This is a genomic window from Klebsiella sp. BIGb0149, assembly GCF_004362605.1.
In the GTDB taxonomy this organism is placed as follows: domain Bacteria; phylum Pseudomonadota; class Gammaproteobacteria; order Enterobacterales; family Enterobacteriaceae; genus Klebsiella; species Klebsiella terrigena.
Window position 1 is genome coordinate 65,149 of record NZ_SNYG01000001.1, and the last position, 17,926, is coordinate 83,074.

Genomic DNA, 17,926 nt, shown 5'->3' on the forward strand with positions numbered 1-17,926 from the left:
TCAAAATCCTCGATCGTCAGACGACCATTTTTTTCATAAATCTGTCACAAAACTGACGCATAATGGCGCCGCACTCTATACTGATGGCTAAAAAATACAGGGTAAATAATGGCGAGAAGAATTCTGGTCGTTGAAGATGAAGCTCCAATCCGCGAAATGGTCTGCTTTGTTCTGGAACAAAACGGCTTTCAGCCCGTCGAGGCGGAAGATTTTGACAGCGCGGTGAACCAGCTCAATGAACCCTGGCCCGATCTGATTCTCCTTGACTGGATGCTGCCGGGTGGATCGGGTCTGCAGTTTATTAAGCAGCTTAAGCGTGAGGCGATGACCCGCGATATTCCGGTGGTGATGCTGACCGCTCGCGGTGAAGAGGAAGATCGCGTTCGCGGCCTCGAGACCGGCGCCGACGATTACATCACCAAGCCTTTCTCGCCGAAAGAGCTGGTGGCGCGAATCAAAGCCGTGATGCGGCGCATTTCCCCGATGGCGGTGGAAGAGGTGATTGAAATGCAGGGGCTGAGCCTCGATCCCTCCTCCCATCGCGTGATGACCGGCGAAAACCCGCTGGACATGGGACCGACCGAGTTTAAGTTATTACACTTCTTTATGACCCATCCGGAACGCGTATACAGCCGCGAGCAGCTGCTGAATCACGTCTGGGGGACCAACGTGTATGTAGAAGACCGAACGGTAGACGTGCATATTCGCCGTCTGCGTAAAGCGCTGGAACAGAGTGGCCATGACCGGATGGTACAAACGGTTCGCGGCACGGGATATCGTTTCTCCGCCCGTTTCTGAATGTCGACAGGAGTGTGAACCGTGCTGGAACGGCTGTCATGGAAAAGGCTGGCGCTTGAGCTTTTCTTATCTTGTATCCCGGCCCTGATTCTCGGGGCGGTATTTGGTCATTTGCCGTGGTTTTTACTGGCGGCGGTGACCGGACTTCTTATCTGGCATTTCTGGAATTTATTACGTCTTTCGTGGTGGCTGTGGGTGGACCGCAGCATGACGCCACCGCCGGGGAGCGGCAGCTGGGAACCGCTGCTGTACGGCCTCCATCAGATGCAGATGCGTAATAAAAAACGCCGACGCGAGCTGGGCAGCCTGATCAAACGCTTTCGCAGCGGGGCGGAATCGCTGCCCGATGCGGTGGTGCTGACCACGGAGGAGGGGGCGATCTTCTGGTGTAACGGCCTCGCACAGCAGATCCTCAATCTGCGCTGGCCGGACGACAGCGGACAAAACATCCTTAACCTCCTGCGCTACCCTGAATTTGCCAACTACCTAAAAAACAAGGATTTCAGTAAACCGCTCAATCTGATCCTTAATAACTCCCGGCATCTGGAAATTCGCGTGATGCCCTACAGCGACAAGCAGATGCTGATGGTGGCGCGCGACGTGACGCAGATGCACCAGCTTGAAGGGGCGCGGCGCAACTTTTTTGCTAACGTCAGCCACGAGCTGCGCACGCCGCTAACGGTGCTGCAGGGGTATCTGGAGATGATGCAGGAGCAGGTGCTGGAAGGGGTGACGCGGGAAAAAGCCCTGCATACTATGCGTGAGCAAACCCAGCGTATGGAGGGGTTAGTTAAACAGCTGTTGACGCTATCGCGTATTGAGGCGGCCCCGGTTCTGGCAATGAACGACAAAATCGACGTGCCGATGATGCTGCGGGTTGTCGAGCGCGAGGCGCAAACGCTCAGCCAGAAAAAGCATACCCTGCACTTTGTGGTCGATGAGTCGCTGCAGGTACTCGGTAACGATGAGCAGCTGCGCAGCGCGATCTCGAATCTGGTGTATAACGCGATCAACCATACTCCGGAGGGCACGGAGATTACCGTCAGCTGGCAGAAAGCGCCGCACGGCGCGCTGTTTAGCGTTGAGGATAACGGCCCGGGGATCGCGCCCGAGCACATTCCGCGGCTCACCGAGCGCTTCTATCGCGTGGATAAAGCGCGCTCGCGGCAAACCGGGGGTAGCGGCCTGGGGCTGGCTATCGTTAAGCATGCGGTCAACCATCACGACAGCCGGCTGGATATTGAGAGCACGCCCGGTAAAGGAACGCGGTTTAGCTTCCTGCTGCCGGAACGTTTAATTGCCAAAAAAAGCGGCTAGGCGCCGCGCTGTCAACATAACTTGTCAATGACCAGCTCCGGCTGGTCATTTTCGTTTGCAGTCAATTTTCAGCTGCGTAATTAACGAACGTCTGCTGCTTTTTTGTTCGCATGATTAGCCACATGTTTTCCTTCATTATGGTTAATAACGCTGGTTGAAATTGTAGACTTAGCATAATCATCTGCTTTTACGATCCCGCCTTGCTTTAAAACGTTATAAGCGTTTAAATTGCGCCCCATGCAGTCGTAGACAGACTGCTTTTGCGTGGTATTTCAAAAAACAATTCTTTCCCACGCCGCTTCGGGAGCATATCTCGCTGAGTTTCCGGCAATAGCCGCTGTATCATCCCTAAGGGAAGGCACGGTATTTTTCCGTTTAACACCACCACATCCACAGGCAGTATGAATTTATGACCCATCAGTTAAAATCTCGCGACATCATCGCGTTGGGCTTTATGACCTTCGCGCTGTTCGTCGGTGCAGGCAACATCATCTTCCCCCCAATGGTTGGTTTACAGGCTGGTGAACACGTCTGGACCGCCGCTATCGGCTTTCTGATCACCGCCGTGGGTTTACCGGTGCTGACGGTCGTGGCGCTGGCGAAAGTCGGCGGCGGCGTTGAAAGCCTGAGCACCCCGATTGGCAAAGTGGCGGGAATTCTGCTGGCCGTCGTCTGCTACCTGGCGGTAGGACCGCTGTTCGCGACTCCGCGTACCGCGACGGTCTCCTTTGAAGTGGGGATTGCCCCGCTGACCGGCGACGGCGCGATGCCGCTGCTGATTTATAGCGTTATCTATTTCGCCCTGGTGATCCTCGTTTCGTTATATCCCGGCAAGCTGCTGGATACCGTCGGCAATTTCCTCGCTCCGCTGAAAATCATTGCCCTGATTATTCTCTCCGTCGCGGCGATTATTTGGCCGGCAGGCCCGATCAGCAACGCGCTGGAGGCCTACCGCACCGCGCCGTTCTCAAACGGCTTCGTCAACGGCTATCTGACGATGGACACCCTCGGCGCGATGGTCTTCGGGATCGTCATTGTTAACGCCGCCCGCTCTCGCGGCGTTAACGAAGCGCGCCTGCTGACCCGCTATACCGTGTGGGCCGGCCTGATGGCGGGCGTTGGCCTGACGTTGCTGTACCTGGCCCTGTTCCGCCTCGGCTCCGACAGCGCGACCCTGGTCGATCAGTCGGCTAACGGCGCGGCCATTCTGCACTCGTACGTCCAGCACACCTTTGGTGGCGCGGGAAGCTTTATGCTGGCGGCGCTGATTTTCATTGCCTGCCTGGTGACCGCAGTTGGCCTGACCTGCGCCTGCGCGGAGTTTTTCGCCCAGTATCTGCCGCTCTCCTACCGCTCGCTGGTGTTTATTCTCGGCATCTTCTCGATGGCGGTCTCCAACCTCGGGCTGAGCCACCTGATTCAGATTTCGATCCCGGTGCTGACGGCTATCTATCCGCCGTGTATCGCCCTGGTGGTATTAAGCTTTACCCGCAACTGGTGGCATAATTCGTCCCGCGTTATTGCGCCGGCCATGTTTATCAGCCTGATGTTTGGTATCATTGACGGCATTAAAACGTCGGCCTTTGCCGATATGCTGCCGGCGTGGACCGCGCGTCTGCCTTTGGCAGAGCAGGGTCTGGCCTGGCTGATGCCGACCGCCGTGATGGTGGTTCTGGCGGTGGTCTGGGACCGCGCCGCGGGGCGTCAGGTGACATCCAGCGCGCACTAGCCGACGTTTAAAAATCAGTGTTAAACCACGGGACTTCAGGTCCCGTGGTTTTTTGTTTTTCAGGTAATCCTCTTTTGATCTTCGCCCGACGAAGGCTAAAGGAGAAAAACGGCATGGAATACGATGGAAAGTAGTAACAAACTTAAGCGCGGGCTAAGTACCCGGCATATCCGCTTTATGGCGCTGGGTTCGGCAATTGGTACCGGCCTGTTCTATGGCTCGGCCGATGCGATTAAAATGGCCGGCCCGAGCGTGCTGCTGGCCTATATTATCGGCGGCGCGGCGGCGTACATTATTATGCGCGCGCTGGGCGAGATGTCGGTGCATAACCCCGCCGCCAGCTCATTTTCGCGCTACGCGCAGGACTACCTCGGCCCGCTGGCGGGCTACATCACCGGCTGGACCTACTGTTTTGAAATCCTGATTGTTGCCATCGCCGACGTGACGGCCTTCGGCATCTATATGGGCGTCTGGTTCCCGACGGTCCCGCACTGGATCTGGGTGCTCAGCGTGGTGCTGATTATCTGCGCCGTCAATCTGATGAGCGTGAAGGTGTTTGGCGAGCTGGAGTTCTGGTTCTCCTTCTTTAAAGTCGCCACCATTATCATCATGATCCTCGCCGGTTTCGGCATCATTATCTGGGGCATCGGCAACGGCGGCCAGCCGACCGGCATCCATAATCTGTGGAGCAACGGCGGCTTCTTCAGCAACGGCTGGCTGGGAATGGTGATGTCGCTGCAGATGGTGATGTTCGCCTACGGCGGGATTGAAATCATCGGTATTACCGCCGGGGAAGCGCAGGATCCGGAGAAATCCATCCCGCGCGCCATCAACTCGGTCCCGATGCGTATTCTGGTGTTCTACGTTGGCACGCTGTTCGTGATTATGTCTATTTATCCGTGGAACCAGGTTGGGACTAACGGCAGCCCGTTCGTCTTAACCTTCCAGCATATGGGCATCGCGTTTGCCGCCAGCATCCTCAACTTCGTGGTGCTGACCGCCTCGCTGTCGGCGATTAACAGCGACGTATTCGGCGTCGGGCGCATGCTGCACGGCATGGCCGAGCAGGGCAGCGCGCCGAAAATGTTCGCCAAAACGTCGCGCCGCGGCGTGCCGTGGGTGACGGTGATGGTGATGACCATCGCGCTGCTGTTCGCGGTCTACCTGAACTACATCATGCCGGAAAATGTCTTCCTGGTGATCGCCTCCCTGGCGACCTTTGCGACGGTGTGGGTGTGGATTATGATCCTGCTGTCGCAGATTGCCTTCCGCCGTCGTCTGCCGCCGGAAGAGGCCAGGGCGCTGAAGTTTAAAGTGCCGGGCGGCGTGGCGACCACGGCGGTAGGCCTGGCGTTCCTCGTCTTTATCATTGCGCTGATTGGCTACCATCCGGATACGCGTATTTCCCTGTACGTCGGCTTCGCCTGGATAGCGCTGCTGCTGGTCGGCTGGAAGCTGAAAACCCGCCGCGACCGTCAGCTGGCGCAGGCCCGCTAGGCGGGCCGCTCGCCTGCCGGATATGCGCGCGCTGTCCGGCAGGATATTTCCGCTTTTCCGATATCCTCCTCCGCTCTCCTCCCCCAATAATTCTGCCGATGATGAGTCATACCCCTGGGCGCTGTGGCAAGGTGTGCCCATTCTGTACAGAGAGGAATAACGATGTTAAAGGCATGGCACCTGCCTGTTGCCCCGTTTATCAAGGAGCAGCAGGGACGACTCTTGATCACCCTATGGGTCAGCGGCGATGAGCTGCCGCAGCGCGTTACGCTGCGTGCGGAAGAAGACAACGAAGAGCTTTCGCTGCCGATGCACCGCCTGCGCCAGGAGCCGCGGCCGGGCGTCGTCGCGTGGCGCGGTGAGATTAATCTGGCCAGCGGCCAGCCGCGTCGGCGCTATAGCTTCAAGCTGCTGTGGGCCGACCGGCAGCGCTGGTTTACCCCGCAGGGCTTTAACCGCTTCCCGCCGGCGCGGCTGGAGCAGTTTGCGGTCGATCTGCCGGACAGCGGCCCGCAGTGGGTTGCCGATCAGGTCTTTTATCAAATCTTTCCTGACCGCTTTGCGCGCAGCGAACCGCGCCAGACCGAGCAGGATCGGCCCTACCATCACCACGCTGCGGGACAGGATATCGTTCAGAAGCAGTGGGATGAACCGTTAACCGGCGAGGCGGGCGGCTCAACCTTCTACGGCGGCGATCTGGACGGTATCAGCGAGAAGCTGCCGTATCTCAAGCAGCTGGGCGTCACGGCGCTGTACCTGAATCCGGTGTTTGTCGCGCCGAGCGTGCATAAATACGATACCGAAGATTATCGTCGCGTCGATCCGCAGTTCGGCGGTGACGCCGCGCTGCTGCGCCTGCGGCACAATACGCAGCGGGAGGGGATGCGCCTGATCCTCGACGGCGTGTTCAACCACACCGGAGATTCACACGTCTGGTTTGACCGCCACCAGCGCGGCAGCGGCGGCGCCTGCCACAGCGCGGATTCACCGTGGCGCGACTGGTTCACCTTTTCCCCCGAGGGCGAAGCGCACAGCTGGCTGGGCTACGCCAGCCTGCCGAAGCTGGATTATCGATCGACCAGCCTGATCAACGAAATCTACGCCGGGGAAGACAGCATCGTGCGCCACTGGCTGAAGGCGCCGTGGAGCATGGACGGCTGGCGTCTGGACGTGGTGCATATGCTGGGGGAAGGCGGCGGGGCGCGTAATAACCTGCGCCATATCGCCGGTATAACCCAGGCGGCAAAGGAGACGCAGCCAGAATCCTTTGTTTTTGGGGAACATTTTGGCGACGCGCGCCAGTGGCTGCAGGCCGATGCCGAAGATGCGGCGATGAACTACCGCGGGTTTACCTTCCCGCTGTGGGGCTTCCTGGCGAATACCGATATCTCTTACGATCCGCAGAAGATAGATGCGCAAACCTGCGTGGCGTGGATGGATAACTACCGCGCCGGGCTGTCGCACCAGCAGCAGCTGCGGATGTTTAACCAGCTTGATAGCCACGATACGGCGCGCTTTAAGTCGCTGCTGGGTAAGGACGTCGCGCGTCTGCCGCTGGCGGTGGTCTGGCTGTTCTGCTGGCCGGGCGTGCCGTGCATCTACTACGGCGACGAAGTGGGCGTTGATGGCAATAACGATCCGTTCTGCCGCAAACCCTTCCCGTGGGACCCGGCTTTGCAGGACGCGACGCTGCTGGGCCTGTATAAACGCATGGCGAAGCTGCGCAAGGCGAACCAGGCGCTGCGCTACGGCGGGTGTCAGGTGATTTATGCCGAAGAAAACGTGGTGGTATTTGCCCGGGTTTATAAAAATCAGCGCGTGCTGGTGGCGATCAACCGCGGCGAAGCCTGTGAGGTGGTGGTTGAGGATTCACCGCTGCTGGACGTGGGCGAGTGGCAGCTCAAAGAGGGCTGCGGCGCGCTGCACGACGGCGTGCTGACGCTTCCGGCCATCGCCGCCAGCGTGTGGTTCAGCCGTCAGGGATAAAGCTGGTGTAGAAACGGTTCTTCGAGAATGGCTTCCCGCCACCAGCGCTGGGCCAGGCCGTCGTTATCCGTACGCCAGGCCATGTAGGCGATATCCTTTTCGCGAAAAGAGATGACGGTTTTCTCCACCAGTTCGCCGCTCGCCAGCCACGGCTGGGCGACGTGGCGGGGGAGAAAACCGCAGCCGATCCCGGCCCGCAGCAGCGCGACCTTGCTGGCAAAATCATCGACGCGAATTTGCGGCTGCTCGGTGAGAAGGTTGCTGTTGAGCGGGTGGCAGTGGCGGGCGCTATCGCTGATCACCACCGCGCGATGCAGGCTGAGCTGCTTGTTGGTCAGCGGCTGTACCGTTTCCGCCAGCGGATGGCCGGGCGCGACCACAAATACGTTATCCAGCGTGCCGAGCATTTTCCATGACCATTCGGCGGAGGTCGGCGGTTCGTTGATCGCGCCAAGAATGATATCCGCCCCGTTACGGGTCAGCTCTTCCCAGGCGCCCGCCAGCGTATGGTGGGTAAAATTGAGGCGGGTTTGCGGATTTTGCGCGTAAAACGCGTCGATAAGCGGGAGTAGACGATCGAAAGGGAAGGAGGCGTCCAGGGCGATGGCCAGATCCCGCTCCCAGCCGGCATTCAGCTGCAGCGCCTGCTTTTCCAGATCCTTTGCCGCGTTGAGCAGCAGCCGACCCTTTTCCAGCACCATTGTGCCGGTATCGGTAAACTTCGCCCGGTGTCCGCTGCGATCCAGCAGGGTGATACCGAGATCGCTTTCCAGCTTTTGGATCATGTAGCTCAGGGCGGCGGGCGTTTTATAGAGCGATTCCGCGGCGGTGGCGAAGGAGCCATGGGTCTCCAGGGCATCGAGGATCTGCAGGACATCAAGATTCAGGCGCATCGGCGGCTTACCGGTAATAAATAATCCCTCTGTTTTACCGAAGCCAGTTGCTCAATACCAGTGAATAATTTAGAACCGTTACCCGCAATTTTTTGATAAACATCATTATCGCCCTCTTCGCTAATAGCGTATTTTTTATTTCTTGCCTTTTATTTTTGAAATAAATCAGAAAAATTTCTTTAATAACTCGTTAGAAATTACTGACTATACTCACCATGCTTTATCCGTCAGGATCCAGACCCACAGCAGCGCTGATTTTCTCTTTTTAACTCATTGATTAAGAAGGTATGCTATGTCTATTCGGGAACTGATTGATCCAACCAACTCAACGCTTATCTTTATTGACCACCAGCCGCAGATGTCGTTTGGTGTCGCCAATATCGATCGCCAGATGCTTAAAAATAATACCGTTGCGCTAGCTAAAGCGGGCAAGATTTTTAATGTTCCGGTTATTTATACCTCCGTGGAAACAAAAAGCTTTAGCGGCTATATCTGGCCGGAATTGCTGGCGGTGCACCCGCAGGTTAAACCGATAGAACGTACCTCAATGAACTCCTGGGAAGATGCGGGTTTCGTTAAGGCGGTTAAGGCTGCCGGGCGTAAGAAGCTGATTATCTCCGCGCTGTGGACCGAAGTCTGCCTGACGTTCCCGGCGCTGATGGCGCTGGAAGAGGGATATGAAGTGTACGTGGTGACCGACGCTTCCGGTGGGACCTCCGTCGATGCGCATGAGCGCTCGATTGACCGCATGGTGCAGGCCGGCGCGGTGCCGGTGACCTGGCAGCAGGTGCTGCTTGAGTACCAGCGCGACTGGTCGCGCAAAGAGACCTACGACGCGGTGATGGACCTGGTTCGCGAACATAGCGGCGCGTACGGCATGGGCGTGGATTACGCGTACACCATGGTGCACGGCGCGCCGGAGCGCCAGGCCTAAATACACTTCATCCTTCAGGCTGCCTCTTTGTTGGCTGCACTCAGAAACCCCAGTCACATAGTTACCTATGCTCCTGGGGATTTCTTCCCTTGCCGCCTCGATGCAGCATGAATGATTTTGTGTATTTCAAGCTGCCTCTTTGCTGGCTTCGTTTGCCCGTCCCGGCGCAGATTGAATGACTTTGTGTATTGTCATCGTCCTTCAGGCTGCTTCTTTGGGCTTCGTTTGCCCGCCCCGGCGCAGCATGAATGATTTTGTGTATTTCAAGCTGCCTCTTTGCTGGCTTCGTTTGCCCGCCCCGGCGCAGATTGAATGACTTTGTGTATTGTCATTTATGGCTGATGGCGGGAAATCCCGCCGCTTCCCTGCAGCAAGGAGCTCCTCATGGCGCAACAGAAATCGGTAACGCTGGTTATCAGTCATATGCTCGATCCCGAACACGGTAAGCGCTATGAAGAGTGGCTCGGAAAAATTATGCCCGTGGCGGCAGAGTTTCCCGGGCACCTTGGCGCTAACGTCATTCGCCCGGGGGCCGGGCAGAATTTATGGAGCGTGATTATTCGCTTCGACACCATTGAGCACCTCTACGCCTGGACGCAGTCGGAAACGCGCCGCGAACTGGTTGCCGAAATTGCGCCGCTGCTTAGCGAGGGCGATCGCACGGAGGTCCGTACCGAACCGGCTTTCTGGTTTACCCCGCCGGCGGCCAACGTGCGCCAGCCGCTGCGCTGGAAGCAGTTTCTGATAACCCTACTGGTTATCTTCCCCAGCACCAACCTGGTGCCCTGGCTGACCGGCATGCTGCTGCCCTCGATGCGGGGAAGCCTGCCGCTGCATTTGATAAACGATGCCTGCGTCGTCGCGCTGGTGGTCTGGTTCTGGATGCCCATCGTGACCCGCCTGTTTGCTGGCTGGTTAAAGAAAAACTGAGTCAGCCTCCTCAAGGAGAGCGTTATGCCACAAACTGCCACACTGATCCTGACCCATGGTCGGATCCACACCCTCGATCGGCAAAACCCGCTGGCCGATGCGGTAGCGATCGCCGACGGTAAGATCCTCGCCGCCGGGAGCCACGATCGGATCATGAACTTTGCCGCCGAAGGCACGCAGATCGTCGATCTGCAGGGCCATACGGCGATCCCCGGCCTGAATGATTCCCACCTGCACCTGATCCGTGGGGGGCTGAACTACAACCTTGAGCTGCGCTGGGAAGGCGTTCCCTCGCTGGCGGATGCGCTGCGGATGCTCAAAGAGCAGGTCGATCGCACGCCTTCGCCGCAGTGGGTGCGGGTGGTCGGCGGCTGGAGCGAATTCCAGTTTGCCGAGCGGCGCATGCCGACGCTGGAAGAGCTCAACCAGGTGGCGCCGGATACGCCGGTATTCGTGCTGCATCTCTACGATCGCGCGCTGCTTAACCGCGCGGCGCTGAAGGCCGTAGGCTATACCAAAGAGACGCCGGATCCGGCGGGCGGCGAAATTGTGCGGGATAGCAACGGCAACCCGACCGGGATGCTGATAGCGAAACCTAATGCCATGATCCTCTACGCGACGCTGGCGAAAGGGCCCAGGCTGCCGCTGGAGCTGCAGGTGAACTCGACGCGCCAGTTTATGCGCGAGCTGAACCGTCTCGGGCTGACCAGCGCGATTGACGCCGGCGGCGGCTTCCAGAACTACCCGGAAGATTATGAAATTATTGAGCAGCTGCACGCTAACCAGCAGATGACCGTGCGCATTGCCTATAACCTGTTTACCCAGCGTCCGAAGCAGGAGCTGGATGATTTCGAACGCTGGACCGATATGCTGAAGCCGGGGCAGGGGACCGACTTTTTCCGCGCCAACGGTGCCGGCGAGATGCTGGTCTTTTCGGCGGCGGATTTTGAAGATTTCCTGCAGCCGCGTCCGGATCTGCCGGCGGGAATGGAGGACGAACTGGAGCGGGTGGTGCACCACCTGGTGGAGCACCGCTGGCCGTTCCGCCTGCACGCCACCTATGACGAATCCATCAGCCGGATGCTGGACGTCTTTGAGAAGGTGAACCGCGAGATTCCGTTTAACGGCCTGCACTGGTTCTTTGACCATGCGGAAACCATCACCGAGCGCAATATTGAGCGCGTGAAGGCGCTGGGCGGCGGGATTGCGGTACAGCACCGGATGGCCTTCCAGGGGGAGTATTTTGTCGACCGCTACGGCATCGATGCGGTGAAGCACACCCCGCCGGTGGCGAAAATGCTGGAAATGGAGGTGCCGGTGGGGCTCGGCACCGACGCCACCCGCGTGGCGAGCTACAACCCGTGGACCGCGCTCTACTGGCTGGTTTCCGGACGCACCGTCGGCGGCATGGCAATGTACGATGAGAGCAACCGCCTGCCGCGCGACGTGGCGCTGGAGCTGTGGACGGCGGGCAGCGCCTGGTTCTCCAGCGAGCAGGGTAAAAAAGGGCGTATTGAGCAGGATCAGCTTGCCGATCTGGTGGTGCTGTCGAAGGACTATTTCAGCGTGCCGGAAGAGGAGATAAAAGGCATAGAATCGGTGCTGACGGTGGTTGATGGCAAAGTGGTTTATGCCGCCGGACACTTCTCGCCGCTGGCGCCGCCGCCCATCCCGGTACTGCCGGAGTGGTCTCCGGTGGTCAAGGTTCCGGGCCACTACCGCTCGGCGCCGCCCGCTGCGGCAAAAATCGGCGCCATCGTGCAGATGCACCAGTGCTGCGGCAGCTGCGGCGTCCACGGCCACCAGCACGATATTGCGCGGCGGTCGTCGATCCCGGTTGCCGATGAGCAGGCGTTCTGGGGCGTGCTGGGCTGCTCCTGCTTCGCGTTTTAGCCCCAGATTAACCAGCCTCCGGATCTGTCCGGGGCTGGGTTCTCCCTGAAGTGGCGTCGATAAAGTGAAAATTGGCTAATAGCGGTTCTGTGAGCCGAACAGCTCAATGCGCCGCGCAATCATTTCGCGCACCGGTTTCAGCCCCTGGCCGATCACTTTACGCGGGTCGTTCACATCATGACCGGTATCGGCAGATAGTATGGCCTTCACCTCCTGGCACCAGGCGTACATATTTTCGGTATTGACGTTAATTTTGGCCGTGCCGCAGGCAATGGCCCTACGCATATCCTCGTCGGCAATGCCGGTGCCGCCGTGCAGTACCAGCGGAACCTTAACCCGCTCCGCAATTGCCTTCATCTCCGTAAACCCGAGCTTTGCTTTGCCTTTGTACAGCCCGTGGGTCGAGCCTAACGCCGCTGCCAGACAATCGACCTGGGTTTCGCTGACCAGGGTGTAGCACTCCTGCGGGTCGGCATAGATCACCGTCGAGTTAACGATACCGTCTTCGCTTCCGGCAATGGTGCCCAGCTCAGCTTCAACCGAAATGCCTCTGGCATGCGCCAGCTCGACCAGATGGCGGGTGATGGCCAGGTTTTCGCTGAACGGCAGGTGCGAACCATCAAACATGATGGAGCTGAATCCGGCCTCAATAGCCGCTTCGCAGGCTTCACGGGTGGTCCCGTGATCGAGATGCAGCGCGACCGGAATATCAATGTGTAAATAATCAATCGCGTTAACCACGATGTCATGAATACATTTTAATCCCAGCATATGCTTAACGGTACCGCCGGAGACGCCTAAAATAACCGGGGAGCGCAGCTGTTGTGCGGTGCTTAATACGGCAGCGACCCATTCCAGATTATTAATATTGAACTGCCCTACGGCATAACCGTCCCTCAGGGCATGCTGAAGCATGTCCTTCATAGAAACTAACATGATCACCTCTCGATATTTATTAACGGAAATTATTCACCAAAATATTGCGTTAAGTTTCTTTCGTAGTTATTTAGCGAGTTATGGACGATGGCAAGGTCGGGCATTGATTCACGCACGCCCTTTTTCTCAATAGAGATTGCCGCGGTCAGGCTGGCAAACAAAATAATATTGTCGATATGCCACGAGTAGTGCACGCCATAGGTAAAGGCTCCGTGGAATACGTCCCCGGCGCCGGTAGTATCGACCACATTGCAGAGCCAGGCCGGAACAATTTGCAGCATGCCGCTTTTTAAGAACGCACAGCCTTTTTCCCCCAGCGTAATAAAGGCGTCACCGCGGCAAATTTTATTTAGCTCGATCAGCGCCGTTTTAATTTCCGCTTCGGTCTCGAGGGCGCGATAGCTCATATAGTCTCTGGCGAAATGCTCGCTAACAACAAAGTAATCGGTCCAGGCTGCCAGTTTAATATTGCTGGCGCGCAGCGAACCACCGTCCATAACTACCTTTGCGGCTGGCAGTTTCTTGATGATATATTCGCTGAGTTCTGCTTCATGCCCATCAACTAATAGCGTTACCGGTTCCTCTGACTCAATGAGCCGCGCCGCTAAATCATCAATTTTCAGCTTCTGGTCGTAGGTCAGCGAAGGCGGTGTTTGCATTTTACGGGTAATAATCGTCCTTGAGCCCGACAGCCGATTCACCAGCACCGACGCCAGCGGGGTGATCATTTCATCGGAGAAGACCACCTGGCTGGTATCAACCCCGGCCTCGGCAAACTCATCGATAATACGCTGGCCGTAGAGGTCCTTATTCAAATGGCCAATGTAGTAAACATCTTCCCCCCACAGGCCCAGCAGCCACGCCGCATTTGCTGCCGGGCCGCCGCCGCTCTCGATAAAGTCGTGGCAGAAATTTTTGGTATTCTCCTGCGGCCATTCGTTAAGAAAAAAGAACTGATCGAAACATGAAAACCCAATGGACAAGATAGCCATAACAACTCCTGATTATTTTGTCAGCTGCGGGAGGAAGTCCCTTCCCGCAGGGAAAAATGAAACCGCTTATTCATTTTTCTTATCCGCAGTGAGCTCCTCATAGCTGAGGGTGTCACCGACCACGCGCACCGAGCGGAAGCAGAATGGCACCAGCAGCGCGACCAGAAGCGCCAGGCAGATGAGATAAATCGTTATCTGACCAAACTGGGTGAATGCATTACCGATGATGATGCCCCAGACAGCAAAGTCGAAGTCGGCGAAGGTGCTGTTCTCAAAGCCGAGGCTACCCAAAGCCGGAAGCAGCATCGCCGGCAGGAACGCAAGGAATATGCCGCCGATAAATGAGGCGATAACGCAGCCGCGTTTGCCGCCCAGCTTATCGGCAAAGACTCCGGAGGTTCCGCCGCAGAAGAAGTGCGGCACCATGCCGGGGATTATCAGCGCCATGCCAAATGCGCCGAGGAAAAGCATGCCGACCAGGCCGCCAACGAACGAGCTGATGAACCCCACGACAACGGCGGTTGGGCTAAAGGTAAAAAATACGGCACAGTCGACGGCGGGGATGGAGTTCGGTATCAGCTTCTGGCTGATCCCCTGGAATGCCGGGACGAGATCGCCGAGGATCAATCGTACACCGTTGTAGACGATGGCGACGCCGACCGCGAACTGCAGGCCGGTAAGGATAGAGAAGATCAGCATATTCTGGTCGGTTATCGTCCGCAGGTACTCCGTGCCCGCGACGGCGCTGCAGACGAAGTAGATAACAAACATCACGATCCCGGTGGTGACCGTGGTGTCGCGCAGAAAGCCCCATTTCTCTGAGATTTCAGTATCGGCAAATGAATTTGCCGGATTACCGGTTTTCGTGGCGATCCAGGCCGAGATGTAATAGCCCAGCGAGCCGAAGTGCCCCATCGCAATGCCGCCATCTTCGGTAACCTGTTTGGTGTAGCGCTGACCGATTGCCGGAGAAATGGCCGACCATGAGCCCAGCAGGAATCCACCGATTAACACCAGCATCCAGCCGTGGAATTCTGCCGCCTGCAGCACCGCGGAGAACAGGCATGCCAGGAAGAAAGAGTGGTGCCCGGTAAGAAAGATATATTTATACTTGGTGCAGCGGGCAATGAGCAGATTGAAAATAAAGCCTAAGAGCAAAATGCTCATGGTTTCCACGCCCAGCATTTTTTGCGCGACGGAAACAATGGCCTCATTATTAGGGATCACGCCGCGAATATTAAATCCGGCTTCAATAATGCCGCCGAGAGGGTTGAGGTTTGCCACAATAACCCCGGCGCCGGCGCTTAACATCAAATAGCCTAATATTGGCTTTAAGGTACCGGTCAGTAATTTATTACCCGGGGAGCGCAGCGCCACTAAACCGACAAATGCGATAATCCCCATCAGAAACGCGGGTTGACTAAATATTTCCGCTAAGAAGCTAAGAATAGCCTGCATGGTCGTTCCCTCAATAATGATTAAGAGTGAGTTGCAGCAATTTTGGTGAGTGCTTCAGTAATATCCTCGGCGATTTTCGCCTTGTGCACGTAGCTGCGAATAATGGCGACGTTGCAGCGCGCAGGAAATTGGTTTGCCAGCTCTTTAATTGTGACGTAGAGGTCGGCTTTTTCTCCTACCGCGTTGGCAAAATCAACGGAGGCCACGTCGGCTTTAATACCTAATTCATCACATATTTTTTTGACATTATTCGCAGCCATTAATGAACTGCCAATACCGTTACCACAAACCGTTCTGATAACTAACATAATGACTACTCCATTTGCTTTTGGATGAAATGTAATACTGAATTGGCGTCATGCTCCTGTTGAAGAAACGTGACAATATCTGACTCAATCAGCGAGGCTATCAGCTGGATCATTTTTATATGGCTATTCGCATCCGCCCCGGCGATGGCGATAATGACTTTCACCGGATCAAACTCCTCGTGGCCAAATGCGATCGGCCGTTGGGTGGTGACTAAGGAAAAACCCGTTTGCAATGCGCCTTTTTCCGGTCGGGCATGGGGCATCGCCAGGCCGTGGTCGATAACAATCGCCGGACCAAAATCCCGATACACCTCGACCATCGCATTAATATATTCCGGGCGACAAATGTGTTGCCGGACAAGCAGCGTTCCTGCGAATTCGATCGCCTGCTCGGCTGTGGAAATATTTTGCTTAAGCGCAATTAATGTAGGGTTAAAAATAATGTCCATCATCCGATCCTTAATGCGTTCGTATTCCTGAACTAGATCATGAACAAATATATCAACAAAAATTAGGCTTCAGATCACATATGGATTTTTAAATATTGAAGTTGATCACATCGAAGGGATATTGGAAATATTTTATCTGAAAAAATAAAATTAATTATATCTTTATATATCAAAGGCTTATTGACTTTGAATTTTCCAGAGGCGGAAAGGCAGGTGTGGGGAAATGAGCTTGCATCTTAATTTAAAACGGAAAAATGCAATGCCTGTCACAAATATCAGGCTGTTTTTTCAGCAAAGTTTGAACGGGATTACAAAAAAAGGCGCACCGGGATGTTTTTAGCCCTTTGCCGGTATCCGCCGCGTATTTCCAGCAGTAAAAAAGGGAGGCGCAAAGCAACAAAAAAGCTCGCCGCAGCGAGCTTTTTTATGAACGGCAGCCGATTACAGGCTGGAAACGTTCTCGGTCAGGTATTTAGCGACTCCTTCCGGAGAAGCGGCCATCCCTTCTTTACCTTTTTCCCACTGTGCCGGGCATACTTCGCCGTGCTCTTCGTGGAACTGCAGCGCGTCAACCATGCGCAGCATTTCGTCGATGTTACGTCCCAGCGGCAGGTCGTTAACCACCTGGTGGCGAACAACGCCGTTCGCGTCGATCAGGAAGGAGCCGCGCAGCGCAACGCCTTCGTCCGGATGTTCGATACCGTAGGCTTTCTGGATTTCACGCTTGATGTCAGCAACCATCGCGTATTTAACCGGACCAATACCGCCCTGGTCTACCGGGGTGTTACGCCATGCGTTGTGAACGAATTCGGAGTCGAAGGAAACGCCAACAACTTCTACGCCGCGCTTCTGGAATTCTTCATAACGTTTGTCAAAAGCGATCAGTTCAGACGGGCAAACGAAGGTGAAGTCCATCGGCCAGAAGAACAGTACGGTGGCTTTACCGTTGGTGTGCTGTTTGAAGTTGAATTTCTCAACGATTTCGCCGTTACCTAAAACTGCTGCCGCGGTAAAATCCGGAGCCTGACGAGTTACCAGAACCATATGATTCTCCTGTTAATACTAAGGTTAATTGAAACGCAACGCGGGCAAGTATAGGGGCGGGAGCGAGCGAACTCAACGTGAGGCTGACAATCGATGAGATAGGTTTTACCTATCAATGGATATCGAAGTGTGACCTTCAGGATAGCCTTTTTGTCAGCAAACGCAACCGCTAGAGTTCGCGATTTTTCGCCTGCGCCATCATGCGCGGATAAAAAAGCCAGAACTGCTGCTCCAGCTTGTCGTAGTGGGTATCGAGGTCCTGCCAGGAGTCGCGCAGGGCGTCGAGGCGCGGGCGACGGCTGGCCATTCCGTTAAGGACGCGCTGGATAAACGCCATATCCTCATAGCGCTCGAGCCAGCGCTCGGACCACATGTACTCATTGAGATTGACGAAGCGCGGCGGCGAATCCGGCAAAATGGTTGCCACCTGGGCATGAGCATAGCGGACGAACTCGCTGAGCGGCATATCGGGTGAGATGCGGTCCCAGTGGTGCGAGAGAAAGTGATCCCACATGACGTCTAGCGTAATCGGCGCCACGCGCCGGGTCTGCGGACGAAACCACTCCCGGGCAGCCTTAACTTCCGCCAGATTGTCGGTCATGACGTCTATTCGCCGATGCATAAAGATGCCGTCAACGATCTCCAGGGGATAGTCCGACTGCGGATTACCGCGGACGAAATCGGCCAGCAGGTTGCCCGGCAGCGAGCTGTCGGCAAGGTGGGCTAAGTGCAGGTGTGCGAGAAAATTCATAATACTCGTTG

At 56.2% G+C, this 17,926-nt stretch carries 16 protein-coding genes; 8 read left to right on the forward strand and 8 right to left on the reverse strand.

Annotation, left to right across the window (positions count from 1 at the left end; genetic code table 11):
• Nucleotides 1-108: 108 nt before the first annotated feature.
• The 5 genes from phoB (at nucleotide 109) to malZ (ending at nucleotide 7,327) form a co-directional block, all read left to right on the forward strand.
• Nucleotides 109-798: a phosphate response regulator transcription factor PhoB gene (phoB, locus tag EDF75_RS00315; RefSeq protein WP_133596364.1), complete on the forward strand. Its 690-nt coding sequence runs from the start codon at nucleotides 109-111 to the stop codon at nucleotides 796-798.
• A 21-nt stretch (nucleotides 799-819) separates the two neighbouring features.
• On the forward strand, nucleotides 820-2,115 hold the full coding sequence (gene phoR / locus EDF75_RS00320) for a phosphate regulon sensor histidine kinase PhoR (RefSeq protein ID WP_133596366.1): 1,296 nt from the start codon (nucleotides 820-822) through the stop codon (nucleotides 2,113-2,115).
• A gap of 409 nt (nucleotides 2,116-2,524) precedes the next feature.
• Nucleotides 2,525-3,844 (forward strand): branched-chain amino acid transporter carrier protein BrnQ, encoded by a 1,320-nt coding sequence (gene brnQ / locus EDF75_RS00325; protein WP_133596368.1) that lies wholly within the window; start codon nucleotides 2,525-2,527, stop codon nucleotides 3,842-3,844.
• 123 nt (nucleotides 3,845-3,967) lie between these two features.
• Nucleotides 3,968-5,341, forward strand: coding sequence for a proline-specific permease ProY (gene proY, locus EDF75_RS00330; protein WP_133596369.1), 1,374 nt, complete (start codon nucleotides 3,968-3,970; stop codon nucleotides 5,339-5,341).
• A gap of 162 nt (nucleotides 5,342-5,503) precedes the next feature.
• A complete protein-coding gene (gene malZ, locus EDF75_RS00335) occupies nucleotides 5,504-7,327 on the forward strand; it encodes a maltodextrin glucosidase (protein WP_133596371.1) in 1,824 nt (607 codons plus the stop codon).
• Here malZ and EDF75_RS00340 read toward each other — a convergent pair.
• Nucleotides 7,318-8,220 (reverse strand): LysR family transcriptional regulator, encoded by a 903-nt coding sequence (locus EDF75_RS00340; RefSeq protein WP_133596373.1) that lies wholly within the window; start codon nucleotides 8,218-8,220, stop codon nucleotides 7,318-7,320. The genes malZ and EDF75_RS00340 overlap by 10 nt on opposite strands.
• A gap of 292 nt (nucleotides 8,221-8,512) precedes the next feature.
• Between EDF75_RS00340 and EDF75_RS00345 the strand changes: the two genes are divergently transcribed.
• The 3 genes from EDF75_RS00345 to EDF75_RS00355 all read left to right on the forward strand — a co-directional run bounded on the left by EDF75_RS00345 (nucleotide 8,513) and on the right by EDF75_RS00355 (nucleotide 11,977).
• Entirely contained in the window at nucleotides 8,513-9,154 is a 642-nt protein-coding gene (locus EDF75_RS00345; RefSeq protein ID WP_133596375.1) for a hydrolase, read from the forward strand.
• Between the two features lie 384 nt (nucleotides 9,155-9,538).
• Entirely contained in the window at nucleotides 9,539-10,084 is a 546-nt protein-coding gene (locus tag EDF75_RS00350) for an antibiotic biosynthesis monooxygenase (protein WP_133596377.1), read from the forward strand.
• Nucleotides 10,085-10,108: 24 nt separating this feature from the next.
• Nucleotides 10,109-11,977: an amidohydrolase gene (locus EDF75_RS00355; protein ID WP_133596379.1), complete on the forward strand. Its 1,869-nt coding sequence runs from the start codon at nucleotides 10,109-10,111 to the stop codon at nucleotides 11,975-11,977.
• Between the two features lie 75 nt (nucleotides 11,978-12,052).
• Here the strand turns inward: EDF75_RS00355 and fba are convergent, their stop codons facing one another.
• The 7 genes from fba to acpH all read right to left on the reverse strand — a co-directional run bounded on the left by fba (nucleotide 12,053) and on the right by acpH (nucleotide 17,915).
• Nucleotides 12,053-12,913 carry a class II fructose-1,6-bisphosphate aldolase gene (gene fba / locus EDF75_RS00360; RefSeq protein ID WP_133596381.1) on the reverse strand — a complete coding sequence of 287 codons (861 nt, stop codon included), beginning with the start codon at nucleotides 12,911-12,913 and terminating at the stop codon, nucleotides 12,053-12,055.
• Nucleotides 12,914-12,942: 29 nt separating this feature from the next.
• Nucleotides 12,943-13,905: a carbohydrate kinase family protein gene (locus tag EDF75_RS00365; protein ID WP_133596383.1), complete on the reverse strand. Its 963-nt coding sequence runs from the start codon at nucleotides 13,903-13,905 to the stop codon at nucleotides 12,943-12,945.
• Nucleotides 13,906-13,971: 66 nt separating this feature from the next.
• The gene (locus tag EDF75_RS00370) at nucleotides 13,972-15,363 is read right to left on the reverse strand and encodes a PTS ascorbate transporter subunit IIC (protein ID WP_045854191.1); all 1,392 of its coding nucleotides are present in this window, start codon (nucleotides 15,361-15,363) and stop codon (nucleotides 13,972-13,974) included.
• Between the two features lie 20 nt (nucleotides 15,364-15,383).
• Entirely contained in the window at nucleotides 15,384-15,671 is a 288-nt protein-coding gene (locus tag EDF75_RS00375; protein WP_041144277.1) for a PTS sugar transporter subunit IIB, read from the reverse strand.
• Nucleotides 15,672-15,676: 5 nt separating this feature from the next.
• On the reverse strand, nucleotides 15,677-16,120 hold the full coding sequence (locus EDF75_RS00380) for a PTS sugar transporter subunit IIA (RefSeq protein WP_133597949.1): 444 nt from the start codon (nucleotides 16,118-16,120) through the stop codon (nucleotides 15,677-15,679).
• Nucleotides 16,121-16,561: 441 nt separating this feature from the next.
• The gene (locus tag EDF75_RS00385) at nucleotides 16,562-17,164 is read right to left on the reverse strand and encodes a peroxiredoxin (RefSeq protein ID WP_004858569.1); all 603 of its coding nucleotides are present in this window, start codon (nucleotides 17,162-17,164) and stop codon (nucleotides 16,562-16,564) included.
• A gap of 169 nt (nucleotides 17,165-17,333) precedes the next feature.
• Entirely contained in the window at nucleotides 17,334-17,915 is a 582-nt protein-coding gene (acpH, locus tag EDF75_RS00390; protein WP_041144279.1) for an ACP phosphodiesterase, read from the reverse strand.
• Between the last annotated feature and the right edge of the window lie 11 nt (nucleotides 17,916-17,926).